The organism is Citrobacter amalonaticus, assembly GCF_018252635.1.
Taxonomy (GTDB): Bacteria; Pseudomonadota; Gammaproteobacteria; order Enterobacterales; family Enterobacteriaceae; genus Citrobacter_A; species Citrobacter_A amalonaticus_E.
This window is the reverse complement of the sequence record NZ_JAGTXM010000002.1, coordinates 1-25,411: the sequence shown is the minus strand read 5'-3', so window position 1 is coordinate 25,411 and position 25,411 is coordinate 1. Positions and strand designations below refer to the sequence as shown.

At 54.3% G+C, this 25,411-nt stretch carries 27 protein-coding genes; 9 read left to right on the top strand and 18 right to left on the bottom strand.

Annotation, left to right across the window (positions count from 1 at the left end):
* Positions 1-32 precede the first annotated feature (32 nt).
* On the bottom strand, positions 33-1,415 hold the full coding sequence (locus KE671_RS04590) for an amino acid permease (protein WP_206161942.1): 1,383 nt from the start codon (positions 1,413-1,415) through the stop codon (positions 33-35).
* 186 nt (positions 1,416-1,601) lie between these two features.
* Positions 1,602-2,546, bottom strand: coding sequence for a DUF1471 family protein YdgH (gene ydgH / locus KE671_RS04585; RefSeq protein WP_206161941.1), 945 nt, complete (start codon positions 2,544-2,546; stop codon positions 1,602-1,604).
* A gap of 525 nt (positions 2,547-3,071) precedes the next feature.
* Between ydgH and pntA the strand changes: the two genes are divergently transcribed.
* Positions 3,072-4,601 carry a Re/Si-specific NAD(P)(+) transhydrogenase subunit alpha gene (gene pntA / locus KE671_RS04580; protein WP_206161940.1) on the top strand — a complete coding sequence of 510 codons (1,530 nt, stop codon included), beginning with the start codon at positions 3,072-3,074 and terminating at the stop codon, positions 4,599-4,601.
* Between the two features lie 10 nt (positions 4,602-4,611).
* The gene (gene pntB, locus KE671_RS04575) at positions 4,612-6,000 is read left to right on the top strand and encodes a Re/Si-specific NAD(P)(+) transhydrogenase subunit beta (protein ID WP_206161939.1); all 1,389 of its coding nucleotides are present in this window, start codon (positions 4,612-4,614) and stop codon (positions 5,998-6,000) included.
* Positions 6,001-6,048: 48 nt separating this feature from the next.
* Here pntB and KE671_RS04570 read toward each other — a convergent pair whose 3' ends face one another.
* Positions 6,049-7,083 (bottom strand): AI-2E family transporter, encoded by a 1,035-nt coding sequence (locus KE671_RS04570; RefSeq protein ID WP_206161938.1) that lies wholly within the window; start codon positions 7,081-7,083, stop codon positions 6,049-6,051.
* Between the two features lie 136 nt (positions 7,084-7,219).
* Here KE671_RS04570 and KE671_RS23045 point away from each other — a divergent pair, with 136 nt between their 5' ends.
* The 3 genes from KE671_RS23045 (at position 7,220) to mdtI (ending at position 8,179) form a co-directional block, all read left to right on the top strand.
* On the top strand, positions 7,220-7,390 hold the full coding sequence (locus KE671_RS23045) for a hypothetical protein (RefSeq protein WP_080343303.1): 171 nt from the start codon (positions 7,220-7,222) through the stop codon (positions 7,388-7,390).
* 110 nt (positions 7,391-7,500) lie between these two features.
* Entirely contained in the window at positions 7,501-7,863 is a 363-nt protein-coding gene (gene mdtJ / locus KE671_RS04565) for a multidrug/spermidine efflux SMR transporter subunit MdtJ (protein ID WP_206161937.1), read from the top strand.
* Positions 7,850-8,179, top strand: a complete 330-nt coding sequence (mdtI, locus tag KE671_RS04560) for a multidrug/spermidine efflux SMR transporter subunit MdtI (protein ID WP_206161936.1) — start codon at positions 7,850-7,852, stop codon at positions 8,177-8,179. Before mdtJ ends, mdtI begins: the two co-directional genes overlap by 14 nt.
* A 39-nt stretch (positions 8,180-8,218) precedes the next feature.
* On the opposite strand, the gene KE671_RS04555 is transcribed toward mdtI, so the two are convergent.
* The 4 genes from KE671_RS04555 to KE671_RS04540 all read right to left on the bottom strand — a co-directional run bounded on the left by KE671_RS04555 (position 8,219) and on the right by KE671_RS04540 (position 11,280).
* Positions 8,219-9,040, bottom strand: coding sequence for a trypsin-like serine peptidase (locus KE671_RS04555; protein WP_206161935.1), 822 nt, complete (start codon positions 9,038-9,040; stop codon positions 8,219-8,221).
* Positions 9,041-9,141: 101 nt separating this feature from the next.
* A complete protein-coding gene (locus KE671_RS04550) occupies positions 9,142-9,225 on the bottom strand; it encodes a hypothetical protein (protein ID WP_099434124.1) in 84 nt (27 codons plus the stop codon).
* Positions 9,226-9,319: 94 nt separating this feature from the next.
* Positions 9,320-9,646 carry an acid resistance repetitive basic protein Asr gene (gene asr, locus KE671_RS04545; protein WP_206162754.1) on the bottom strand — a complete coding sequence of 109 codons (327 nt, stop codon included), beginning with the start codon at positions 9,644-9,646 and terminating at the stop codon, positions 9,320-9,322.
* Positions 9,647-9,795: 149 nt separating this feature from the next.
* Complete coding sequence (locus KE671_RS04540) at positions 9,796-11,280, bottom strand: carboxypeptidase M32 (protein WP_206161934.1); 1,485 nt, start codon at positions 11,278-11,280, stop codon at positions 9,796-9,798.
* Between the two features lie 54 nt (positions 11,281-11,334).
* Here KE671_RS04540 and KE671_RS23040 point away from each other — a divergent pair, with 54 nt between their 5' ends.
* Positions 11,335-11,505 (top strand): KPN_01571 family protein, encoded by a 171-nt coding sequence (locus tag KE671_RS23040; protein ID WP_211986780.1) that lies wholly within the window; start codon positions 11,335-11,337, stop codon positions 11,503-11,505.
* A gap of 53 nt (positions 11,506-11,558) precedes the next feature.
* On the opposite strand, the gene KE671_RS04530 is transcribed toward KE671_RS23040, so the two are convergent.
* Complete coding sequence (locus tag KE671_RS04530; RefSeq protein ID WP_206161933.1) at positions 11,559-12,812, bottom strand: MFS transporter; 1,254 nt, start codon at positions 12,810-12,812, stop codon at positions 11,559-11,561.
* 121 nt (positions 12,813-12,933) lie between these two features.
* Between KE671_RS04530 and KE671_RS04525 the strand changes: the two genes are divergently transcribed.
* The 3 genes from KE671_RS04525 (at position 12,934) to bioD (ending at position 16,003) form a co-directional block, all read left to right on the top strand.
* Entirely contained in the window at positions 12,934-13,833 is a 900-nt protein-coding gene (locus KE671_RS04525; RefSeq protein ID WP_206161932.1) for a LysR family transcriptional regulator, read from the top strand.
* A 128-nt stretch (positions 13,834-13,961) separates the two neighbouring features.
* Entirely contained in the window at positions 13,962-15,182 is a 1,221-nt protein-coding gene (gene mlc, locus KE671_RS04520) for a sugar metabolism global transcriptional regulator Mlc (RefSeq protein ID WP_206161931.1), read from the top strand.
* Between the two features lie 125 nt (positions 15,183-15,307).
* Positions 15,308-16,003 (top strand): dethiobiotin synthase, encoded by a 696-nt coding sequence (gene bioD / locus KE671_RS04515; RefSeq protein WP_206161930.1) that lies wholly within the window; start codon positions 15,308-15,310, stop codon positions 16,001-16,003.
* A 76-nt stretch (positions 16,004-16,079) separates the two neighbouring features.
* Here bioD and osmV read toward each other — a convergent pair whose 3' ends face one another.
* The 10 genes from osmV to KE671_RS04465 form a co-directional block, all read right to left on the bottom strand.
* Positions 16,080-17,228: an osmoprotectant ABC transporter ATP-binding protein OsmV gene (osmV, locus tag KE671_RS04510; protein ID WP_206161929.1), complete on the bottom strand. Its 1,149-nt coding sequence runs from the start codon at positions 17,226-17,228 to the stop codon at positions 16,080-16,082.
* Positions 17,228-17,875 (bottom strand): ABC transporter permease, encoded by a 648-nt coding sequence (gene osmW / locus KE671_RS04505; RefSeq protein WP_206161928.1) that lies wholly within the window; start codon positions 17,873-17,875, stop codon positions 17,228-17,230. Before osmW ends, osmV begins: the two co-directional genes overlap by 1 nt.
* A 9-nt stretch (positions 17,876-17,884) precedes the next feature.
* Positions 17,885-18,787 carry a glycine betaine ABC transporter substrate-binding protein gene (gene osmX / locus KE671_RS04500; protein WP_206161927.1) on the bottom strand — a complete coding sequence of 301 codons (903 nt, stop codon included), beginning with the start codon at positions 18,785-18,787 and terminating at the stop codon, positions 17,885-17,887.
* A 25-nt stretch (positions 18,788-18,812) separates the two neighbouring features.
* On the bottom strand, positions 18,813-19,526 hold the full coding sequence (gene osmY / locus KE671_RS04495; RefSeq protein ID WP_206161926.1) for an ABC transporter permease: 714 nt from the start codon (positions 19,524-19,526) through the stop codon (positions 18,813-18,815).
* Positions 19,527-19,819: 293 nt separating this feature from the next.
* Positions 19,820-20,434: a Tat proofreading chaperone DmsD gene (gene dmsD / locus KE671_RS04490; protein ID WP_206161925.1), complete on the bottom strand. Its 615-nt coding sequence runs from the start codon at positions 20,432-20,434 to the stop codon at positions 19,820-19,822.
* Positions 20,435-20,476: 42 nt separating this feature from the next.
* Positions 20,477-21,334 carry a dimethyl sulfoxide reductase anchor subunit family protein gene (locus KE671_RS04485; RefSeq protein ID WP_206161924.1) on the bottom strand — a complete coding sequence of 286 codons (858 nt, stop codon included), beginning with the start codon at positions 21,332-21,334 and terminating at the stop codon, positions 20,477-20,479.
* 1 nt (position 21,335) lies between these two features.
* Positions 21,336-21,953: a dimethylsulfoxide reductase iron-sulfur subunit DmsB gene (gene dmsB, locus KE671_RS04480; protein ID WP_206161923.1), complete on the bottom strand. Its 618-nt coding sequence runs from the start codon at positions 21,951-21,953 to the stop codon at positions 21,336-21,338.
* 10 nt (positions 21,954-21,963) lie between these two features.
* Positions 21,964-24,399 (bottom strand): selenate/tellurate reductase subunit YnfF, encoded by a 2,436-nt coding sequence (ynfF, locus tag KE671_RS04475; protein WP_206161922.1) that lies wholly within the window; start codon positions 24,397-24,399, stop codon positions 21,964-21,966.
* Between the two features lie 268 nt (positions 24,400-24,667).
* Positions 24,668-24,973 carry a DUF1161 domain-containing protein gene (locus KE671_RS04470; RefSeq protein WP_206162753.1) on the bottom strand — a complete coding sequence of 102 codons (306 nt, stop codon included), beginning with the start codon at positions 24,971-24,973 and terminating at the stop codon, positions 24,668-24,670.
* Between the two features lie 172 nt (positions 24,974-25,145).
* Positions 25,146-25,411 (bottom strand): autotransporter outer membrane beta-barrel domain-containing protein (locus KE671_RS04465; protein ID WP_206161921.1); only part of this gene is annotated, 266 nt, incomplete at its 5' end.

Here is a 25,411-nt window from a genome sequence, read left to right as displayed (position 1 = left end):
TCAGGCTATTAGCGTCAAACGATGGGATGCGCTTACCCCACCAGTAACCAGGTCGCCGGCACAGCGGCAACCAGCAACAGACCAATCAGAACCATCTCCTGACGATTCAGCACGTTATCATGCGTATGCGTCTTACGTGCATACAGGAATACCAGCAGACCCGGCGCATAAAGCACCACCGACAGCAGCAGGTGCATCGGCCCGGAAGCATACAATAACCATAAGCCATAAATGCACGCCCCGACACCTACCGCCTGATGAAGCGGACGGGTGGCGATTTTCAGCAGGAAGGCACCGACGAGGAAATAGGGGACCAGAATCATCTCTGACGCGATGGTCAGCAGCGTGTTGTAATCCGAACCGGTCAGCCAGATCAGCACCAGACAGATCTGGACGCAGAGGTTGGTGAGCCATAGTGAGGCTGATGGTGCGCCTTGCGCATTCTGACGGGCGAAAATCCGCGGAAAGGCTTTATGCGTTGAGGCGAGGAACGGGACTTCCGCCGCCATAATCGTCCAGCTCAGATAGGCTCCGCAAACGGAGACAATCAGACCCGCCGCAATGATAATCTCACCCCACGGTCCCATCATTTTGACCATCAGACCGGCCATGGACGGGTTACGGATCTCCGCCAGATCCGGGCGGGCAACCACGCCAAGCGAGAGCAGGGTAACCAGCAGATAAACAGCAAGCGCGGAGAGTACCGCCAGCAACGTAGCGCGGCCTACATCGTGCTTATGGCGTGCCCGGGCTGAGACGACGACCGCACCCTCCACACCGATGAATACCCATAGTGTGATGAGCATCGTGTTCTTAACCTGTTCCCACACCGGGACTCCCAGCGCGAGGCCGGTAAAGTCAAGGCTGAAAATCTCCAGTTTAAATGCCATAAAGGCCAGCACGATAAACAGACCGAGCGGCAGTAACTTCGCCAGCGTCGCCACCAGGTTGATGCTCGCTGCCGTTTGCACACCGCGCAGCACCAGAAAATGCACTACCCACAGCAGCACCGACGCACCCACGATCGCCTGCCAGGTATTTCCGTCACCAAACAGACGCCATTCCGGCGTATCGGTAAAGAAACTGAGGGCAGAGAAGACAATGACCAGATAGGAGACGTTGGCAATCACCGCGCATAACCAGTAGCCCCAGGCTGAGCAGAAACCAATTAACTCACCGAATCCTTCGCGGGCATAGGTGAAGATGCCACCATCCAGTTCGGGACGGATACGGGTCAGGATTAACATGGCAAACGCCAGCAGCAATATCCCGGCCCCGGTAATCGCCCAGCCGATAAGTAATGCCGACGGGCTGGCGACAGCGGCCATATTCTGCGGCAGACTGAACACACCTGCGCCAAGCATTGAGCTTAAAACCAGCGCGGTGAGAGCGCTCAGTCCCAGTTTTTTTTCCATGGTTATCCCGTGGTACAAACGATCGATGGAGAATAATTATTGTGGCAAAGCGCATAAAAATGGTGAAAGCCACTAAGGCGCGGGATTTTACGGAGAGAAGAGACTGCATGCAATGATCAGAGGAAAATTTGTGACTAATAAAGCGAAAGGCGGCATAAAGCCGCCTTATTTTATGACCGGAGAGCCTTATTTATACAGATCGGCGCTGATGGTCATGTTATTACCACGTTCCTGCCACTGACGGGTAATGTGGTAATACTTCGCCCCTTGCTTCGCCGCACGCTTGGCAACCTGATAAGAGACTTCTGTCATGCTGCTGTAGTTGCCGGTGAACTTGATGCTGTCGAACGGCACCATCATGGCCGCTGTGGCTTTGTTCAGTTCTTCGACTTTAGTGCCATCCGGCAGGGTGACAGTGTAACGCCCACCTTTTGTGGATTGCGTTTCGAAGAAGCGACCAACTTCAGAACTCGGGGATGCCGTAGTCGCCACGCCCGGAATTTCGACATTCTTCGCCGCTTCGCCGCCGGCAGCTAACGCTGCGCGACCCGCATCAGAATCCGCCGGGATCGCGTCAGGGCTCTGTACCACGCGTTTCTTCGCATCTTCTTTATAGATAAAGGCGGTAATACGCTGGTTGCCACCCTGGTTCGCATCAATCTGACGCACGATATAGAAGGAGTAGGCTCCTTTTTCACGCGCGGCTTTCGTGATAGCGTCATTTACTTCCGGCTGGCTGCGGTAGAAACCCTGTACGGTGACGGTATCAAACGGTTCCAGCATGACGGCTTCTGACTTTGGCAATTCAACCACGCCATTGATTACGCGATTTTTGCTGGTTTCCGCTTTCTCGGCGTCGGCTTTGTAGAAGTCTGCAACAACACGCCAGTTACCGCTGTTACCAAAATCGGATGTATCGACAACATAAAATGAGGCGGCGCCTTCTTTATCGGCGCGGCGGTTAACGGCCTTCACCGCGTCGCCAATCGCATTAAAACGGCCTGTGACCGTGACACGGTCGTAAGGTTTCAGTGCTGCCGCTTGCTCCGGCGTCAATTCTGTTGCGGCGTTTACAGAAAAAGCCGTCGCAGAAAGAAGTGCGGACGCCAGGAGAGTGTTCTTAAGCTTCATAAAATAATCCTTCGCCTTGCGCAAACCAGGTACTGGTATTGTTATTGACTAGAAACGTGGCTGATTATTGCATTTAAACCCGGTGACTGTCTGCGTGATTTTTCAATCAACACGGCAGATGAGGTCACAAGGTCGATAACAAATTATGATATGTCGAAAAAATGGTCATTTCACAGTAAAAACTGATGAACGCACTGAATTTTATAAGTTAATTTAATGTTAATTAGTTGATCTGCTGTGGCGCTTAATCATGTTTTGCCGCTTCGTCTGAGCGATTTATGGGCCTTTCACGAGGAATTGAAGGTCATTATCCCGGTCAGAGGGCTGAATCGTTCCTGTTTTGCTGATAACCCGACAAATACTGTTTTTTGGCGCTAGATCACAAGCGCTATTTTCAGTACGTTATACAGAGTTTGTTACTGTTTTATTTTTCCGGGGTAACCTATACCTCCTGCGTGAAATTGCCTGCGCAATTCCACGATCACTGACAAACCATCATCAAAAATACCGATGGAAGGGAACATTATGCGAATTGGCATACCAAAAGAACGGTTTACCAATGAAACCCGCGTAGCGGCGACGCCGAAAACGGTTGAGCAACTGCTGAAGTTGGGTTTCACCGTCGCGGTAGAGAGCGGCGCGGGTGGACTGGCGAGTTTTGACGATAACGCTTTTGTAGAAGCGGGCGCGGAAATTGTCGATGGCAGCACTGTCTGGCAATCAGAGATCATTTTGAAGGTCAATGCGCCGGAAGATGAAGAAATTCCGCTACTCAATCCGGGCACCACGCTGGTCAGCTTCATCTGGCCTGCGCAGAATCCAGAGTTAATGCAAAAGCTCGCCGAGCGTAATGTGACGGTGATGGCAATGGATTCCGTACCGCGTATTTCACGCGCGCAGTCGCTGGATGCATTGAGCTCCATGGCAAATATTGCCGGTTATCGGGCGATCGTAGAAGCCGCGCATGAGTTTGGCCGCTTCTTTACCGGGCAGATCACCGCGGCAGGCAAAGTGCCTCCTGCCAAAGTGATGGTGATTGGGGCCGGTGTTGCCGGTCTGGCCGCCATTGGCGCAGCGAACAGCCTGGGCGCGATTGTGCGTGCCTTTGACACCCGTCCGGAAGTGAAAGAACAGGTCCAGAGTATGGGCGCTGAATTCCTCGAACTGGATTTCAAAGAGGAAGCAGGCAGCGGCGACGGTTACGCCAAAGTGATGTCTGAAGCGTTTATCAAAGCGGAAATGGCGCTGTTTGCCGCGCAGGCAAAAGAGGTCGACATTATTGTCACCACCGCGCTGATTCCGGGTAAACCAGCACCGAAACTGATCACCCGTGAGATGGTTGACTCCATGAAAGCGGGCAGCGTGATTGTCGACCTGGCGGCGCAAAACGGCGGTAACTGTGAATACACGGTCGCCAATCAGGTTACGACCACGGCAAACGGCGTTAAAGTGATTGGCTATACCGACTTGCCGGGGCGTCTGCCGACGCAGTCCTCACAGTTGTACGGCACCAACCTCGTTAACCTGCTTAAGCTGTTGTGCAAAGAGAAAGACGGCAATATCACCGTTGATTTCGATGACGTGGTCGTGCGCGGCGTCACGGTAGTGCGTGACGGCGAAATTACCTGGCCGGCGCCGCCGATTCAGGTATCTGCACAACCGCAGGCCGCCGCGAAAGCTGCACCGGCGGCAAAAGAGCCAGAAAAACCGGCATCGCCGTGGCGAAAATACGCGCTGATGGCGCTGGCGATCGTTCTGTTCGGCTGGCTGGCAGATGTCGCGCCGAAAGAGTTCCTCGGTCACTTTACGGTGTTCGCCCTGTCCTGCGTGGTGGGTTACTACGTGGTCTGGAACGTCTCCCATGCTCTGCATACGCCGCTGATGTCCGTGACCAACGCCATTTCAGGGATCATCGTCGTTGGCGCACTATTGCAGATTGGTCAGGGCGGCTGGGTTAGCTTCCTGAGCTTCATCGCGGTTCTGATTGCCAGCATCAATATTTTCGGTGGCTTCACCGTGACTCAGCGCATGCTGAAAATGTTCCGGAAAAACTAAGGGGTAACACATGTCTGGAGGATTAGTTACAGCTGCATACATTGTTGCCGCGATCCTGTTTATTTTCAGTCTGGCGGGACTTTCAAAGCATGAAACGTCTCAGCAGGGTAACAACTTCGGTATCGCCGGGATGGCGATTGCGCTGATCGCCACGATTTTTGGCCCGGATACCGGCAATGTTGCCTGGATCCTGGTGGCGATGATCATTGGCGGCGCGATTGGTATTCGTCTGGCGAAGAAAGTCGAAATGACCGAAATGCCGGAACTGGTGGCGATTCTGCACAGCTTCGTTGGTCTGGCTGCGGTACTGGTTGGTTTCAACAGCTATCTGTATCACGAAACAGGCCTCGAGCCGATTCTGGTCAACATTCATCTGACCGAAGTGTTCCTTGGCATCTTCATCGGTGCGGTGACCTTCACCGGTTCGGTGGTGGCGTTTGGTAAACTGCGCGGCAAGATCTCTTCTAAGCCGCTGATGCTGCCGAATCGTCACAAAATGAACCTCGCGGCGCTGGTCGTCTCTTTCCTGCTGTTGGTGGTTTTTGTCCGTACCGAAAGCGTTGGCTTGCAGGTGCTGGCTCTGCTGGTGATGACTATCATCGCACTGGCGTTTGGCTGGCATCTGGTGGCGTCCATCGGCGGGGCAGATATGCCGGTCGTGGTCTCCATGCTGAACTCCTACTCTGGTTGGGCGGCAGCGGCGGCGGGCTTCATGCTGAGCAATGACCTGCTGATCGTGACCGGTGCGCTGGTCGGTTCTTCCGGTGCGATTCTGTCTTACATCATGTGTAAGGCGATGAACCGCTCGTTCATCAGCGTAATTGCGGGGGGGTTTGGTACGGATGGTACGGCGTCCAGCGGTGATGAAGAAGTGGGCGAACACCGTGAGATCAGTGCGGAAGAGACCGCAGATATGCTGAAAAACTCGCATACGGTGATCATCACCCCGGGCTACGGCATGGCGGTGGCGCAGGCGCAGTATCCGGTAGCGGAAATTACCGAGAAGCTGCGCGCACGCGGTATCAAGGTGCGTTTCGGTATTCACCCGGTGGCAGGACGTCTGCCTGGCCACATGAACGTACTGTTGGCGGAAGCGAAAGTGCCTTACGACATCGTGCTGGAAATGGACGAGATAAACGATGATTTCGCCGATACCGACACCGTGCTGGTTATTGGCGCGAACGATACCGTGAACCCGGCGGCGCAGGACGATCCAAACAGTCCGATTGCGGGTATGCCAGTGCTGGAAGTGTGGAAAGCGCAGAACGTGATTGTCTTCAAACGTTCGATGAATACAGGTTACGCCGGTGTGCAGAACCCGCTTTTCTTCAAAGAGAACACCCATATGCTGTTTGGCGATGCGAAAGCGAGCGTGGATGCGATCCTGAAAGCGCTGTAATCCGTTGTTCTGGTGAAACGGCCTCTGCGGAGGCCGTTTTTACGTCGGTCACTCTTTGTTGGCGTCGCCTAACAGAATGGCAATACTTTGCCCGCCAACGGACTGTTCCAGCGCAATCTTGACGATAATAGTCAGCGGTACCGACAGCAGCATTCCCACCGGCCCCAGCAGCCACCCCCAGAAGATCAATGACAGAAATACCACCAGCGTAGAAAGCCCCAGACCGCGCCCCATAATGCGTGGCTCAAGGATATTGCCGAACACCAGGTTAATGATCAGATAGCCCGCCAGTACCACCAGCGCATCGTACAGGCCGCCAAACGCTAACACCTGAATGATAGGCGGGATCGCCGCCAGCACTGAACCAATGTTTGGGATATAGTTGAGTGCAAAGGCCAACAGCCCCCAGATAAAGGCAAAACGGACATCCAGCGCTGCCAGCATGCCCCAGACCACCAGTCCCGTGACCAGACTGATTGCTGTTTTCAGCACCAGATAGTGCGACACGCTATCGATAGCACGCTGAATAGCGGCCATTCCCTCGACCGGACGAACCATGATCTGTTGGAGTTTGGTGGGGAGCTGCGGCACTTCCAACAGCATAAAGACCACGGTGAGTAACAGTAAAAATATCGACGACATGGCATTGGTTAGCTGCGTCAATAAATTAGTGATTAGCGTCATTGCCGCGTTGGGGTCGATATACTTCACCATCTCATCCACCGAGACGCCGATCCCTAAGCGAACCAGCCAGGGCTCGAGGTTTTTCAGCGGAATGACCAGTGAAGAGCGATATTGGGGCAGGGTGCGCGCCAGTTCGTTGAGGGACGTTCCCAGATAGGCCAACAGTAACACCATCGCCATAACGATGATGATCACCAGCAGGGAGATCGCCAGCACGCGCGGAACGCGCAGTTTCACCATCCGCTGTACCAGCGGGCTGAGGACGACGGCAATAAATAATGCCAGAATAAAGGGCACAATAATATCCGCCGCAAAGCGGATACCGGTAAGAATGATCACCAGCATTCCCAGCATAATGACGATCTTAAGACCGTTCAGCGTGATGATTGGTTTTGCCATGGAGCGTCCTGTATTTTTTTGCATGCCGCGTATAATAATGTGATTGTGGTCGAAGCGTCCCGAGAAAAATCACCCGATTCGGGTAAAGAAGTGAAAAGGTTTTGAGTTAATTCCTGGCCTATGATACAAATCAGGCGTGTTCAACTACCGAGGACAATTATCATCCGCGATGACGAGAAGCAACACTGCGGATAATTGTAATATTATGGACAATATGTTCAGGACGTTTTTTTCTACACAGATTCTTCTTCGCACTTCCTCCTCTTTCCTGCTTGCAGGTGAGCAGCACTGGCGCAACGCGCTTTAGTCCCTTCTTCTGTTTGAGCTGACGCTACGCGTCTGGCTAACTGATTTTATTTTCTGGTTTGCAGCGTTGTGCAAGCCCAAAGGATTATATTCTCAAGCAGGAGAAGCACCATGTTTTACTGGATTTTATTAGGTCTGGCGATTGCCGCTGAAATTACCGGCACATTGTCGATGAAATGGGCAAGCGTGAGCGATGGCAACAGCGGGTTTATTTTAATGCTGGTGATGATCGCAGCCTCGTATATTTTCCTCTCTTTTGCCGTTAAAAAAATCGCCCTCGGCGTGGCTTACGCGCTGTGGGAAGGGATCGGTATTTTATTTATTACACTGTTTAGCGTGCTGTTATTTGATGAATCGCTGTCGACCATGAAAATTGCCGGACTGACAACGCTGGTATTGGGAATTGTGTTGATTAAATCCGGTACCCGCAAGCCGCGTCAGAGCGAGAAAGAGGTGACGCATGCAACAGTTTGAGTGGGTTCACGCGGCGTGGTTGAGCGTTTCGATTGTGCTGGAGATTATCGCCAACGTCTTTTTAAAATTCTCTGATGGCTTTCGACGGAAAGTGTACGGCATTCTCTCTCTGGCCGCGGTACTCGCCGCGTTCAGCGCACTTTCTCAGGCGGTAAAAGGCATTGACCTGTCCGTTGCCTACGCGCTGTGGGGAGGGTTTGGTATCGCCGCGACGCTGGCTGCCGGATGGATACTGTTCGGTCAGCGTCTGAATCATAAAGGCTGGATCGGTGTTGCGCTGCTGCTGGCCGGCATGGTGATGATTAAGCTGGCCTGATGCTTCGCTGCCCGCCTGTTGCGGGCAGCACGATGCGCCTTATTGCTCCCCGGACAGCGCATCCAGTTTTTCCCGAAATCCCGTCACCGAGATCGCCCGGTTGTCTGCGCGCCAGCGATCTTTTGCCGCCGGGGCGGAACTCTGAACACCGATTAACTGCCAACCCGCCTCGGTTTTCAGCATCAGCGGTGAACCGCTGTCGCCCGGCAGCGTGTCACACTGGTGCGATAACACCGCATTTTGCGCCCAACCGGTGACAATACAATCCTGATGAGAATAGAGCGTATCCAGATGATCTTCCGGATACCCAGACTGCGTGACCTTGCGTCCGGCCTCTTTGAGTGCGGCGGTCAGTGCCGCTTTATCGCCTTCAAAGAGCGGTAACGGCGTGATACCGGAAGGGGGATAGCGCAGAACGATCAGGCCAAAATCCCACGGTGCGGCTGCGGGCGGCACAATCCAGCCGTCGCCATCGGGCTTCAGTCGTTTTCCCAGACCGGGATCCACCCGTCCTTCAATACCGTGAATTTCATAACGCCAGAGCCCTTTTTTGGAGACAAAACGCAGGACTACGGCTTTATCCGGTTTCCCTCTGGGCGGCGTTAGTAAGCAATGTCCGGCAGTGAGCGCCAGATGCGGGGAGATGAGCGTCGCGGTGCAGAGGTTACCACTGGCGGTTTCCAGTTGCCCGATGGCATCCCATGGCGATTGGGTAGGATCGCTTACCGGCGCGCGATCGTCCTGACCAAAAAATAACGTTTTCACTTCACTGGTCCCGGTATCATCGTCAGGCTTATCCGCATGCGCAATACCCGATGAAAAGCACAACGAACCCAGTAATACAGCAACGGTTTTACGCATATCACACTCTGTGTGGGTAATTATGATTATTAAAAGAAAACCCTCAGTAATTACTATAGACGTAACGGCAGGAAAGTGAGAGCAAAATCAGCGTACTACGATCAGGAAAGATAAAAGCGGGCGGCAATGAGGGCACATAAAATAAGCGTGATAAGGATGAACTCAAAGCGATAACGGCGCACCATGTTACCCTCCGAAAAAGACGGCGCTAAACCGGGAAAGCGTTCAGCGCCGTTGAATAATGGCGCGAGGGGGCGCGCCAGTTTACCGTTTCAGAACTTAGGCTGCAGGTTGAGCGGCGGGCTTAGCAGCCGGCTTTTGGCTGTGTTTTTTGGTGTGCTTTTTAGCGGCTTGCGCTTTTTGTTCCGGCGCTTTTTGCTCAGCTGTTGCTTTGGCTTTTTTCGGGTGTTTTTTAGCAGCCTGCGCTTTTTGCTCTGGCGCTTTCTGGGTGGTCGCTTTGTGATGTTTTTTGTGCTGCGTGGTTTTTGCCGGGGCCGATTTCGCGACAGGCGCCGCAGCCGGTGCAGTTGATGTAGTGTCAGCCGCAAACGCAGCAGAAGACAGACCCATAGCAGCGGCAACAACCAGAGCTAATACTTTTTTCATTCTCATACCCTCGATTTGGTTTTTCATTCAACCCCACTGCGGGGCCGTTGAAATAACTATATCGCCGGGTGATGAGTGCTTCCGTGAGTCATTGGTTTCGGCGTGTAACGATATGTACAATGCCGGGCACAGCGGCCCGGCGAGGTGATTTACAGATAGCGAGATTCCAGGTGAGCGCGGAAATGACGGCTGCTCAGGGCCTCTCCCGTGGCCTGGGTGATTAACTGCGTCGTGGTATAGCGACTGCCGTGCTGCCAGATGTTTTGTCGCAGCCAGTCGAACAACGCGCTGAAATCGCCGCCGGCAATCTGCTGACTAAGATCCGGTAATGCGCGATTCGCGACGCTGAACAACTGTGCAGCGTACATCGCACCCAACGTGTAAGAGGGGAAGTAACCAAACCCGCCGTCGGTCCAGTGAATATCCTGCATGCAGCCGTCGCGATAGTTCCCTTTAGTCGAGATCCCCAGCCATGCCTGCATTTTTTCGTCCCACAGCGCCGGAATATCGTCTACTTCGATATCGCCATTAATCAAAGCCCGCTCAATCTCATAACGCAGGATCACGTGCGCCGGGTAGCTGACTTCATCGGCATCCACGCGGATATAGCCGGGTTTCACCCGCTGGTTCCAGGCGATGAAGTTTTGCTCTTCAAAGGCTGCCTGATCGCCAAAATGACGCTTCACGGCGGGGAGCAACCGCTTTAAAAACGCGTTGCTGCGACCGACCTGCATTTCGAAAAACAGGCTCTGGGATTCGTGGATCGCGGTGGAACGGGCGAGGGCGACAGGCTGACCCAGCCAGTTACGCGGCAGGTTTTGCTCGTAGCGGGCGTGTCCGGTTTCGTGGATCACGCCAAACAGGGCGCTGAGTAATTCGTTTTCGTCATAACGCGTTGTGATTCGCACATCTTCCGGTACGCCGCCGCAAAACGGATGTGCGCTGATGTCGAGGCGACCGGCGTTAAAATCGAAACCGAGCACAGACATTGTCTCCAGCCCCAGTTCGCGCTGAACGGCTGTCGGGAAAGGGCCGACAGGGGCAATCAGCGCCTGCTGTGACTGGCGGGCAACCACGCGGTTGAGCAGATCCGGCAGCCACGATTTGAGATCGGCAAACAGTCTGTCCAGCTGTGCGCTGGTCATTTCCGGCTCATAAATATCCAGTAGCGCGTCATATAACGAGCCGCCTTTGACTTGCGCACGCAGTCTGGCCTCTTCGCGACTGAGTTTCACCACTTCGCGCAGATTGGCGGAAAATCCCTGCCAGTCGTTGGCGGGACGCTGGCTGCGCCAGGCGTGTTCGCAGCGACTGCCGGCGAGAGATTTGGCCTCCACCAACGACTCCGGTAACAATGCGGCCTGGGTATGCAATCGCGTCATTTCTCGCAGGTTGGCCTGCTCCACATCATTGAGATCCTCCTGTGCGGCAGCGGCAAGCCATTGCGCCACTTTCGGTTCGGTCAGGATTTGGTGCTCCAGCACGCTCAGTTCCGCCAGCGCTTCGCCACGCGCCGCACTGCCGCCAGGGGGCATCATTGCGAACATATCCCAACTGGCGATGGCGGACAGATGAGAGAAGCGGGAGAGTCGCAGGAAGGTGCGGGTAAGTTGTTGATAGTTTTTGTTATCCATGTAACCTCTTCGACGTAACAGGCAGGTTGAGTGTCCCCACCATAATGGGTAGTTATGTTTATCGATAGCCTTTTTTATAGTAACCAGCGGGAACATCGTACCCGTCTAATAAAAATAAGCACACACAGCAAAATGAATCCACTCCACTGGGTTGTCTTTGCTCTTCTGGCACTGGATGCCGTCAGAGAATTGATGGGGTATTCATCAATCTTAGGAATGTGGTAACCACTGTTGGTCGAGAGGCGAGAAGCCCGGTAAGCCCGGGCTTTTCTTTCAGACTAGACGTGAAGACGATGATGCAGTCGTGTGCCGACCAGAATAGCCAGTACCAGCATAATCGCGATAAATCCCCCGACGCCGTTCCAGCCATAGCTATGCCAGAACACCCCGCCGAGCGTACCGGCGATACTGGATCCCAGATAATAACTGAACAGATACAGCGAAGAGGCCTGGCCTTTGGCGCGGCGCGCACGCGGGCCAATCCAACTACTGGCCACCGAATGCGCGCCAAAGAATCCGGCCGAGAAGAGCAGCATGCCGGCGAAAATCAACCACAGCGAACTGAACAACGTCATTAACAGGCCGAACAGCATCACGGCGGTGGAAAAGAGCATCACCGGGCCGCGTCCGTAACGGACCGTCATCGAACCGGCCTTTGGCGAACTCCAGGTGCCGGTCAGATAAGCGACGGAAAGCAAGCCAACCACGGCCTGGCTGAGCTCCCACGGTGAAAGCATCAGACGATAGCCGATGTAGTTAAACAGAGTGACAAATGACCCCATCAGCAGAAAACCTTCGGCAAACAGCAGCGGCAGTCCCTGGTCACGCCAGTGGAGTCGGAAGTTAATGAACAGCGTTTTGGGGCGCAGCGACGTGGGACGGAAGTGGCGTGATTCCGGCAAAATTTTCCAGAACATCAGGGCTGACGCTAACGCGAAACAGCCAATGGCAGCCAGCGCAATGCGCCAGCTAAAGAAATCGGTAAACACGCCGCTAATCAGACGTCCGCTCATCCCGCCAATCGAGTTACCACTGATGTACAACCCCATAGAGAACGCGACAAAACTGGGGTGGATCTCCTCGCTAAGATAGGTCATCCCGACCGCCGCCACGCCGCTAAGCGAAAGGCCAATCAGCGCACGCATTACCAGAATACCGTGCCAACTGGTCATCATCGTCGAGAGCAACGTGCAGCAGGAGGCGAGCAGCAACGCGGTCACCATCACCGGCTTGCGCCCGATGGCATCCGACAATGGGCCGGTAAATAACAGGCCGACGGCTAGCATTCCTGTGGAGATTGACAGTGAAATACTGCTACTGGCGGGAGAAACGCCAAATTCATGAGACAACACCGGCAGAATAGGCTGGACGCAGTACAGCAGGGCGAACGTTGCCAGTCCGGCAGAAAAAAGCGCCAGCGTGACGCGCATAAAGGCAGAAGTACCGCGTTGAATAAACTGAACCGGCTGAGAAATGCGTTGGTCGTCAATATCGCTCGCCGTCGCGTCATTGACTGTAGTAGTACGACTCACTGGAAATCCTTGCGCAACAAACCCGTGTTTTGAGGGGACGGGCATAACCTTATTGAATAGAGTAGGAAAATCTCATTATTCTGTCTAATATATTAATAGTCTCAAATAATACTTTAAAAATATGAATATTGAACTGCGTCACCTTCGTTACTTTGTTGCCGTGGCGGAAGAATTGCACTTTGGGCGCGCTGCGGCCCGTCTGAATATGTCGCAGCCGCCGCTGAGTCAGCAAATACAAATGCTTGAACAGCAGGTTGGCGCGCGTCTGCTTGCGCGAACTAACCGGAGCGTCGCCCTGACCGCTGCGGGTAAGCAATTTCTCGCAGACAGTCGACAGATCCTCGGACTGGTCAATGATGCCGCCGCCCGTGCGGAACGCCTGCATCAGGGGGAGGCTGGAGAACTGCGCATCGGTTTTACCTCGTCTGCGCCGTTTATCCGCGCGGTGTCGGATACCCTGTCGCTGTTTCGCCAGAAATACCCGGACATGCATTTGCAGACCCGCGAGATGAATACCCGCGAACAACTGGCGCCGCTGAGCGAAGGGGCGCTGGATTTGGGCCTGATGCGCAATACCCCGCTGCCGGAAAGCTTGCACCATGAAGTGATTTTGCATGAACCGTTGATGGCGATGATCCCCCGGGTTTTTCCGCTTTCGCAAAAGCCAGTGGTGACGCTGGCCGAACTGGCGAAAGAACCGTTTGTTTTCTTCGATCCGCACGTCGGAACCGGTCTTTATGATGATATCCTTGGCATGATGCGCCGCTACCAGTTGACGCCGGTGATTACCCAGGAGGTGGGGGAGGCAATGACAATCATTGGGCTGGTCGCCGCTGGCTTAGGGGTGTCGATACTTCCGGCCTCATTTAAAAAAGTGCAGCTTAATGAGATGTGTTGGGTACCCATTGCGGAAGAAGATGCCGTCTCGGAAATGTGGCTGGTCTGGTCAGCGCATCACGAACCGAGTCAGGCGGCGCTACGTTTTCGTCAGCAGTTAATTCAGGCCGTCAGGAGTGCTTAAATTAATTTAATAACGACTGAAAATGTGCAGTTAATCACACGGCTAAGTAAAAAGTTGACGTTGTGTATTGAAGTGCTTCACCATAGCCCGCAGATTATTTCGGAGCGCGAAAATAAAGGGAGTCAGAGGTGGTTGCTGATAGTCAGCCTGGGCACATCGATCAAATAAAGCAGACCAATGCGGGGGCGGTTTATCGCCTGATTGATCAGCTGGGACCGGTATCGCGTATTGATCTTTCACGTCTTGCGCAACTGGCACCCGCCAGTATCACGAAGATCGTGCGTGAAATGCTTGAAGCGCATTTGGTTCAGGAACTGGAAATTAAAGAAGCGGGCAGTCGCGGACGCCCGGCGGTGGGGCTGGTGGTGGAAACGGAAGCCTGGCACTATCTGTCTCTTCGTATCAGTCGTGGAGAAATCTTTCTCGCCCTGCGCGACCTCAGCAGCAAGCTGGTGGTAGAAGAGTGTCTTGAACTGCCGCTCAACGATGAGACGCCCCTGCTGGCGCGTATTGTCACGCTGGTCGATCAATTTTTTATTCGCCATCAGCAGAAACTCGAACGTCTGACCTCAATTGCCATTACCTTACCCGGCATTATCGATACCGAGAACGGGATCGTGCATCGCATGCCGTTTTATGCCGATGTGAAAGAGATGCCGCTCGGCGAGACGCTGGCGCAGCATACCGGCGTGCCGGTCTACATTCAGCATGATATCAGCGCCTGGACCATGGCAGAGGCGCTGTTTGGCGCGTCCCGCGGTGCACGCGATGTGATTCAGGTGGTTATCGATCATAACGTTGGTGCCGGGGTGATCACAGACGGTCATTTACTGCATGCAGGTAGCAGCAGCCTGGTGGAGATAGGCCATACTCAGGTCGATCCTTACGGAAAACGCTGCTACTGCGGCAACCACGGCTGCCTGGAGACCATCGCCAGCGTTGAAAGCGTACTGGAACTGGCACAACTGCGCCTGGCACAGTCCATGAGTTCCTCGCTCCACGGCCAGCCGCTGACGGTTGATTCGCTGTGTCAGGCGGCGATACAGGGTGATTTACTGGCAAAAGACATCATTAGCGGCGTGGGAACCCACGTCGGACGTATCCTCGCCATTATGGTCAATCTGTTTAATCCGCAAAAAATCCTGATTGGATCGCCCCTCAACAACGCGGCGGACGTGTTGTTCCCGGCAATTGCGGACAGCATCCGCCAGCAGGCGTTACCGGCCTACAGCAAGAATATGGTCGTTGAGAGCACACAGTTCTCTAATCAGGGGACAATGGCGGGAGCCGCGCTGGTAAAAGACGCGATGTATAACGGTTCTTTGTTGATTCGTCTATTACAGGGTTAACATTTTTTCACTGTTCTACCAAAAATTGCGCTAACTCAAGCTGATTCCACCTGGCATACCTTAGACTTTCCCCACTGTATTATTTTCCTGGCTTATATTTTCGAAGCATAACGGTGGAGTTGGTGATGCTGAAGCGTTTCTTTATTACAGGTACAGACACTTCTGTTGGGAAGACGGTTGTTTCCCGCGCATTGCTGCAAGCGTTAGCGTCGGGAGGTAAAAGCGTCGCGGGATATAAACCGGTTGCGAAGAGCAGTAAAGAGACGCCTGAAGGATTGCGTAACAGAGATGCGCTGGTGCTGCAAAGCGTGTCGACGCTGGAGTTACCCTATGAGTCGGTTAATCCCATCGCCCTAAGCGAAGATGAAAGTAGCGTAGCCCACAGTGGCCCGATTAATTACACCTTACTGTCTAACGGGCTGGCTAGCCTGAGCGAAAAGGTTGATCACGTCGTGGTTGAAGGCACAGGCGGCTGGCGCAGTCTGATGAACGATCTGCGTCCGTTGTCCGAGTGGGTGGTGCAGGAGCAGTTACCGGTGTTGATGGTGGTGGGTATTCAGGAAGGCTGTATTAACCATGCGCTGTTGACAGCCCAGGCGATCGCCAACGACGGCTTACCGCTGATCGGTTGGGTCGCTAACCGTATCAATCCGGGACTGGCGCATTACGCCGAGATTATCGATGTGCTGAGCAAAAAACTGCCGGCACCATTGATTGGCGAACTGCCTTATTTACCGCGTGCCGAACAACGCGAACTGGGACAGTACATTCGCCTGTCCATGCTGGGTAGCGTGCTGTCGGTAGATAGAATTATGGCTTGATTTACGACTATATGCCTGATGGTGAAACCGGGGAGCCAATGCGCTCCCCGGTTTTTTTGTAGCGTAATAACCTGTTTTAGCTGTTTTCGTGAATGTTCAGCGCCCGACGGGTACGTCCGGAACTGAGATAGTCGGCGATATAATCCTGCGAGATCTCGCCGTTGTAGCGGCCTTCCTCGTCAACGATCGGCATCCAGCTGGTATTACTTTCATACAGTTTGGAGAGCACAATACGCAGGTTATCTTCGGCTTTACCGGTAATGCGGAAGGGATGAAGGATGTCTGCGCAGGTACCGATAGCCTGACGTGCTTCGCGACGTTTCACAAAGCCCAGCGGTTTCCCTTCGCCATCTACCACCGTAATGGCGCGGATATCGTTGTCATCCATAATGCCAAAAGCCTCACTTAAGGAAGTGGACGGTTGGGCAGTCAGCGTGGGCTGTTGATCGGTCACGTCGCCCGCCGAAACCAGCAGCAGACGTTTAAGCGTGCGGTCCTGGCCGACGAACGATCCGACAAAATCGTTGGCCGGTTTGGCCAGCAGTTCATCCGGGCTGGCGCACTGGACAATGCGCCCCTGACGGAACACGGCGATGCGATCGCCGAGCTTCAGCGCTTCATCGATATCGTGACTCACCAGCATCACGGTTTTTTTCAGCGCACGTTGCATCTCAAGGAACTGATTCTGGATCACTTCGCGGTTGATGGGGTCGACGGCGCCAAACGGTTCATCCATCAGCAGGACCGGCGGATCCGCTGCCAGGGCGCGAATCACGCCAATACGCTGTTGCTGACCGCCGGACATCTCTTTCGGATAGCGATGCAGAAACTTCTTCGCATCCATTGCCACCATCTCCATTAACTCTTCGGCGCGGCTTTTACAGCGGGCTTTGTCCCAGCCCAGCATGCGGGGAACGACGGTGATATTTTCTTCAATGGTCATATTAGGAAACAGGCCAATCTGCTGGATCACATAGCCAATATTGCGGCGCAGCGTAACGGTATCCATTCCGTCCGTGTTTTCTCCGTTGATCAGAATGTTCCCGCTGCTGGGGGCTATCAGGCGGTTGATCATCTTAAGGGTAGTGGTTTTACCGCAGCCGGACGGCCCCAGCAGAACGCACATTTCTCCCTCCGGCACGTTCAGATTGACGTTATCGACCGCCTTCAAAGGCTGACCATTTTTCTGTGAAAATTGTTTGGTGAGGTTTTCCAGTTTTATCATTATCGTATCCCCTTCGGTGTCAGGACGACTTGCAGGCGGTGTAGCAGCCAGTCAAGTGCAATCGCTAAAAGACAAATCATCAATGCGCCGGCAATCAGCATGCGAATGTCGCTGCCGCCGATGCCGTTCAGTAACAGTAATCCCAGGCCACCTGCGCCAATCACCGCGGCAATCGCCATGACGCCGATATTCATGACCACGGCGGTGCGGATACCGCCGAAAATCACCGGTAACGCCATCGGGATCTCCACCCAGCGCAGGCGCTGCCAGAAGGTCATGCCAATCCCGCGACCCGCTTCGCGTAAGCCCGGCGGGAGGCTGTCCAGCGCGGTATGGGTGTTACGCACAATAGGCAGCAACGAGTAAAGAAACACGGCGGTAATGGCGGGCAGTGCGCCAATTCCGTGACCGATCAGCGAAAACAGGGGGATCATCAATCCGAACAGAGCGATGGAGGGAATCGTCAGCAGCAGCGTCGCAACGCTTAACACCGGCGTTGCCAGCCATTTATGGCGGACAATCAGGATCCCCAGCGGCACGCCAGTGATAATCGCCAGCCCAACCGCCAGCGCCACCAGCCACAGATGCTGAAAGGTGAGCGTTGCCAGATAACCCGCGTTATCCATCATGTAGTGAATCGTATCCATATGCGCTCCTTACAGCAGATTCTTTTGTTGCAGGAATTCGCGAGCAACCTGCTGGGGTGACTGGTGATCGATATCGACCTTCGCGTTCAGCGAACTGATCACGTCATTGTTCAACTGAGCCGAAAGGGTATTGAGCGCTTCCGCTAGTCCCGGATGGGCTTCCAGCGTATCTTTACGCACCACCGGCGTGACAGCGTAACTTGGGAAGAAGCCCTTATCATCTTCCAGCACTTTGAGATCAAAACCTTTCACACGCCCGTCAGTGGTATAGACGAGACCGGCGTCAACAAAGCCATCGCGTACGGCGTTGTAAACCAGTCCGGGGTCCATCTGGCGGATTTGCGGTCGGTCGAGATCCATCTGATAGGCCTGCTGCAACGGTTTCATTCCGTCGCTACGCCCGGCAAATTCCAGGTCGAGACCCAGCAGCCAGTTGTTGTCAGGATCGGTCTGGCGAATGTGTTCAATTTTCGCCACCATCTCTGACATGGTGTTGATGTTCTCCGCTTCGGCACGCTTGCGCTGCATGGCGAAGGCGTAGGTGTTGTTCATATCTGCCGGTTTCAGCCATACCAGTCCCACTCTGGCATCAAGGCGTTTTACCGTGTCGTACGACTCTTGCGGGCTCATGCGCTTATTGATGTGGTTGAAAATAATCAGCGAGGTGCCGGTGTACTCCCACGTCATATCAATCTGTTTATTGATCATTGCATTACGCGAGATCACCGTGGCGATATTGGTCTGCGGCTGAACCTGAAATCCCTTTTTTTGCAGATACTGAACGGTCATTGCCGAGAGAATGTGCTGCTCGGTAAAACTCTTGGTGGCGAGAATAATGGGGGCCGCCTGGGCCTGTACGCTGATGAACAGCGCGGCGGCGAACCATCCCAGCCATTTTTTCTTGAGATTCATTTAGCGCTCCTTGTTCTTATCATTGTCATCTGGCCGTGTGCGGGCTCAGGGCACGCCCAAGCCAGGCGAGCAGACTGTCGAGGATCAGGGCGAAAAGCGCAGTGGCGGTTGCACCCAGAATCAATGTCGGAAAGTCGTTAAGATAGATGCCGGGGAAAATCAGTTCGCCGTAGCTGCTCGCGCCAATCAGGAACGCCAGCGGGGCCGTACCGACGTTGATCGCGGTGGCAATGCGGATCCCGGAAAGCATGACCGGCCAGGCGTTGGGGATTTCTACCTGACGCAACCGCTGCCATTTCGTCATACCGATGCCGTTTGCCGCTTCAATCAGCGACGACGGCACAGAAATCAATCCTGCCCAGGTATTACGTACAATTGGCAACAGTGACGCCAGAAAAAGCGCAACGATAGCGGGCATGTCACCAATGCCGATAATCACCATCGCCAGCGCGAGAACGGCCAGCGGAGGCAGCGTGTTGCCTATGTTGAAAATCTGCATAACATATTCGGCAATACCACGGGCGGCGGGGCGACTGAGCAAAATACCGCTTGGAATACCGACCAGCAGGGCGAAAAACATCGAGGTAAGGACTAAAATCAGGTGCTGTTGACCGAGATAAAGCAAATCAACCTGACGCGATTTGAGGGTATCGATGCCAATTCCCCATACCAGCAGCGCCAGTACCAGAATGATGGCAATACTCAAGCCCAGCACGCGTGTTAACGTGGATGTGTGCATTGCAGTGTGTCTCCCTGTTTGCATGCGTTATGGCGGCGAAAAATCGTCGCATGTTGTTATGCCATGGTTTGGCAGGGTATTTTGAGCTATAGCAACAGGGCGGGAAGGATTCCAGCGCGCAGGCAAATTAGATTCGCAGACTATTAATCGCTAAACGCGATTTGGCCTTATGGCGTAAAGGATAAGCAGGGTATGTAAAGAATTGTCTTAAAAACGCGATAAAAAAGTGACACTGTAACAATCAAGAGTGATGCAGGTATCAGAAAAGGCAGGAAAAACCTGCCTTCAGAGGATTAGCGGAATAGTGGCTTTTCGGCGACTGGCGTCAGCAACTGAGACTGCCACCGCGCCAGGGTATGGCGAGCCAGCTCACCAAGAGCCTGGTAAAAAGGATGACCGGCGTTCTCAATGAATACGTCGAGAAAGCGGGATGACCACGGGAACAGATGCCACGCCATCAGTTGTTCGCATTCACGGTGTCGGCCACTTTCTGCCAGCCACGCCACCATCAGCAATAACGAGCCAAAATGATCTTCGGGTTCGTTTTGCTCTGCCTCGACGTGAATACCGTTGTCGCGCATCCATTGGCGCAGGGCCAGCGTTGATTCACCAAACAGGACATTTTCACGATCTAACCAGACCGATCCCCAGGGCGGCGAGGGTAACGCGTACGGCCCGACAAACAGGCGCTGGAATGCCTCGGGAAGTGACTCATCGCTGACGCGTTTAAAGTCTGTTGCCAGCGGGGACAGTGTTTCCGCTGCCAGCGGCCATTGCGTCTGCCAGTCATCAGCGGTTAACGCTGACACCAGAGGCGCGGCTTCGGCGCTGTCGGGGGCGTAGTAGAACAGTGCCCCCAGCACACGTGCGGTCATCGCAAAATCATCACATTGAGTAAAATCAGTCATCTGAAATATCCTGAATAGTGCGGGTTACCCCGCACGGATTTGTTAACCTGCCACCGCCATACCGACAGTCATATGCAGGCCATAAAACAGGCCACGGCCAATGATTTCGCCGCCAAGCACGAGGAGTAGCCCCAGCAACAACCCGGCGACGTGCGGCGTTTTGCGACGCACCAGCGGGCAGATCCAGCAGCCCAGGCCGGCAGTAACCAGCACCACGCGCCATACCTGCAAGGAGGCGTAATCCGGCACCAGCGCAGAAGCTTGCTGAACCGAACTGTGAATTGTCGCAAGCGACATGCCTTGCAGAACAACGATCGCCACGCTGATCAGCAACGCCAGCACGCTGATACTGGCGAACAGCGTTCCATTAAAGGTGACGCGGGATGCCCGTAGCAGTAATGCCGCGAACAGCGGGCCGCTGAGCAACATCGTCATAAAGAACGCCAGCGTCGTATAGCCAGTATACCAGGTCGGCACGGTATCGATCAGGTAAACGCGGGTCATCGCCCAGACGAAGACGATCCCCAGCACCATGCTGACCAGTAGCCACAGTTTCCCCAGTGCGGGCGGCATTTTACCCAGAACGGCGACCAGCCACCAGATTCCGCCTACGGCGAAAAAGACTGAACCAGCGGCGATTTCATTGCTCAACCCGGATGCGCCAATGCGATTGAGTGAGTTAAATGCTCGCATCGGGGACCCAAGGTGCATGACAGAGGCCAGGAATCCTAACCCCATCACCAGCCAGAGAAAAAACATGCTGCGGACCAGGCGCTGCCGGGCGGCGGCGTCGTCTTTCATCGCAAACCAGCCAAGTCCACAGACAATCAGCGCGCCTGCGACGCACTGGCCGAGTACCGTAAACAGCACCAGCGGCCATTCATGCCATCCATTTCCCATTTTACACCTCCTTCGGATTCGCCAGATAACCGGTGGTATCCCCGGTCGGGCGGCTGTTGGCATTCGGTTTGATCACAATACTCGGCTTCGTGAAGTGTGCCCCCGGCAGCGGCGCAACCGCCGCCAGTTCACCGTGCTTCTTACGCAGTTCATCAATGGGACCAAAATCCAGCGCTCGAAGCGGACAGGACTCGACACAGATCGGTTTCTTACCGTCGGCGACTCGGTCATGACAGCCATCGCACTTGGTCATGTGACCTTTTGCAGCATTGTACTGCGGCGCGCCGTACGGACAGGCCATATGGCAATAGCGGCAGCCGATGCAGACATCTTCATCGACCACCACAAAGCCGTCTTCCCGTTTGTGCATCGCCCCGCTCGGGCAGACCTTAGTACAGGCCGGATCCTCACAATGGTTACAGGCAATGGACAGATAGTAGACAAACACGTTCTGATGCCAGACGCCGTTGTCTTCCTGCCAGTCACCGCCCGCGTATTCATAAATGCGGCGGAAGCTGACGTCCGGGGTTAAATCTTTGTAGTCCTTGCAGGCCAGTTCGCAGGTTTTGCACCCGGTGCAACGGCTGGAATCAATAAAAAATCCATACTGGGTTGTCATCGGTTACTCCTTAGACCTTTTCAACCTGAACAAGATTACTGTGCGAAGGATTGCCTTTGGCCAGCGGCGAAGGGCGGTGCGACGTCAGGATGTTGATGGAACCGCCGTGGTCTATTCGATCGCCAAACATGTCGGCTTTGAGCCACGCCCCCTGACCAATGGCCGTGACGCCGGGCAGAATGCGTGGCGTCACTTTGGCGGGGATCAGCATTTGTCCATTGTTGTTAAACACCCGGACGGTATCGCCGTGTTGGATACCGCGGGGCGTGGCATCAATCGGGTTAATCCAGATCTCCTGTGGGCAGGCCTGTTGCAGGACATCAATATTGCCGTAACTGGAGTGGGTGCGCGCCTTATAGTGGAACCCGGTAAGCTGCAGCGGGTACGTTTTGCGGAGCGGATCGTCCCAGCCGTCAAAACCGGGCGCATAGGCGGGCAGAGGATGGATGATGTCGTCCTTCTTCAGCTCCCAGGTACTGGCGATGGTGGCCAGTCGCGCAGAGTAAATTTCAATTTTCCCTGACGGCGTTTTCAGCGGGTTTGCATCAGGATCTTCACGGAACGCGCGGAAGGCGACATAGTGCTCCTCCGGGCATTTTTTCTTGAAGATACCGGTTTGCTTCATCTCTTCATAATCCGGCATTTCCGGATTGCGCTCTTTGGTTTTCGCATGCAGGTATTTCACCCAATCATGCTGCGAACGTCCTTCGGTGAACGTCTGGTAGACGTCCGGGCCGAGTCGACGGGCGACTTCACTGAGCATCCAGTAGATCGGCTTTCTTTCAAACTTTGCAGACGTCGCGGGCTGACCGAGGATCACATAGCCCATGTTGCCGGCGGATTCATGGGAGATCAGATCTTCCTGCTCGGTCGGCATTAAATCTGGCAACAGAATGTCACAGTATTTCGCCGACGCCGTCATGAAATGTTCGATGCCGACAATCATTTCGCACTTGCTGTCGTCCTGTAGCACATCATGGGTATGAGCGATATTGCCGTGCTGGTTAATCAGCGTATTACTGGCGTAGCACCACATGAACTTAATGGGAACATCCAGCTTATCTTTGCCGCGTACGCCATCGCGTGTGGCGGTCATTTCAGTGCCATGATCGATAGCATCGGTCCAGGTGAATACGGAGATCTGTGTTTTCACTGGATTCTCGAGCAGGGAAAACCATTCCACGCCAAGATCCCAGGTGCCTTCACGTACGCCTGAGTTGCCGCCGTTGATACCGACGTTACCGGTGAGCACCGACAGCATGGCGATAGCTCGCGCGGTTTGCTCACCGTTGGAGTGACGCTGAGGCCCCCAGCCCTGGCAGATATAGGCCGGTTTCGCCGAGCCAATTTCACGGGCCAGTTGGATAATTTTATCCGCCGGAATACTGGTGATGCGGGAAGCCCACTCCGGGGTTTTAGCAATACCGTCCGGACCTTCGCCGAGGATGTACGCCTTATAGTGCGCGTTATGCGGCGCACCGGCAGGCAGGGTGGTTTCATCGTAACCGACGCAATATTTGTCGAGGAATGGCTTGTCGATCAAATCTTCGGTAATCAGCACCCAGGCGATCGCCGCCGCCAGCGCGCCATCCGTACCGGGGCGGATGGGCAGCCATTCGTCTTCGCGCCCGGCTGCGGTGTCGTTATAGCGCGGATCGATCACAATCATTCGCGCACTGGAACGTTCGCGTGCCTGCTCGACGTACCAGGTAACGCCGCCGCCGCTCATCCGGGTTTCCGCGGGGTTGTTACCAAACATCACCACCAGTTTCGTATTGGCAATGTCATCCGGGCTGTTGCCATCGTTGCTGCCAAACATGTAGCTCATGGCGGCGCTGATTTGCGCGGTACTGTAACTGCCATAACGACTGAGGTAGCCGCCGCAAGAGTTCATCAGACGGTAAGGAACGTTGGAGTTGGTAATGTTTCCGCCGTCGACGCCGGTGCCGTACAGCACGTGAACCGCCTCGTTGCCATACTCTTTTAAAATCCGCTTCAGGTTGTCGCCGATGGTATCGAGCGCTTCATCCCAGGTGATGCGTTCAAACTTGCCTTCGCCGCGTTTGCCGACGCGTTTCATCGGGTATTTCAGTCTGTCCGGATGATTCATACGTCGACGTATCGAGCGACCGCGTAAGCAGGCGCGAACCTGATGGTTGCCGTACTCATCGTTGCCGGTGGTGTCAGATTCCACCCAGTAAACCGTGTCATCTTTGACGTGCAGACGCAGCAGGCAACGGCTTCCGCAGTTCACGGTACAGGAACTCCAGACGGCTTTTTCTTCGACCGGCGCAGGCGTCATGCCGTCTGCGGCGCGCGCGATCCGGGTGAACGGGAGGGTGAAAGCGCTGCTGGCAAGCGCAAGGCTGCCAATAGCGGATGATTTCACCAGACTACGGCGACTGATACTGGCCGTCATGAGGGCCTCAGGCGTGGTGATTTTCATGGTTGCTCACTTTGCTAATGTTAAACATTGACCTGGTTGCTTCCTTGTCCGGGAACAGCCATTCGTAATTTTCTTTTTTAATCAACGTGATGTGGGAGGTGTCGTGGAAATGCCACACCTTCAAACAGAGCGCTGTATAACATTATTAATAGCGATATCAAAGACATGCTAAACAGACATGAATTTTACCCCTTAATGAGTAGGGGTTATTAATCCATATCAATGTGAGGAAAACCCTCCGTTGCCGGAGGGGGAAAAACAGGCGGAATTACTGCGGTTCGGCGTTGGCGCCATCCTGAGACGGCGTAGTGCTGGCGGGGGCATTACCACTGCTGGTTCGGGTGTAGAGAATTTTATGGGTGTCGTTGGCGCAATGTCCGACGACCTGTGAGTCCGGCTGATCGGCCTGATCGTTTGGCACGATGCTCAGGGTAAAGTTGGCCTCCGGCACGCCGTTATTGATGATGCGCTGCTCAATATCACTCTTGACGCGTTCGCAGGAGTCAGGGGCGGCAAAAACCAGCGGGGAGGCGGTCAGCAGGACGCCTGTCAGTATTCCTCGGGAAAATTTCATCATCAGCTCCATTGTTGAGATGCACAGAATAAGCATAGCATTGCTAGTGTAAGCAATTGTCATTGCCGGCAACTTGTTGATGAATCTGAAAGATCCCTTTACTGCCAAAAAACACAAACCCCGACGAGGTCAGGGTTTGTGAGAAATCCCCGCGTCGCCACGGGGAAAGGGACTAGAAGCTGTATTTCAGCCCCAGCATGCCTTGCGTATCGCTGTAGCCATTGTCGCCAATCTGCTGGGCGACGTTGCCCCACAGGGTGACGTTCTTCGTCAACTGGCCTTCAATACCAGCTTTCAGTTCACCTATGTTGCGGCTGCCTTTCACGTCGTTGTTGATGTCATCCATCTGCACGCTGTAGTTCTGCGTGTTGTGGATCCAGTTGGCTTCGACGAACGGCTGGAAGGTACGGTCTTTGCCGTCATCCATGGCGTTATGGC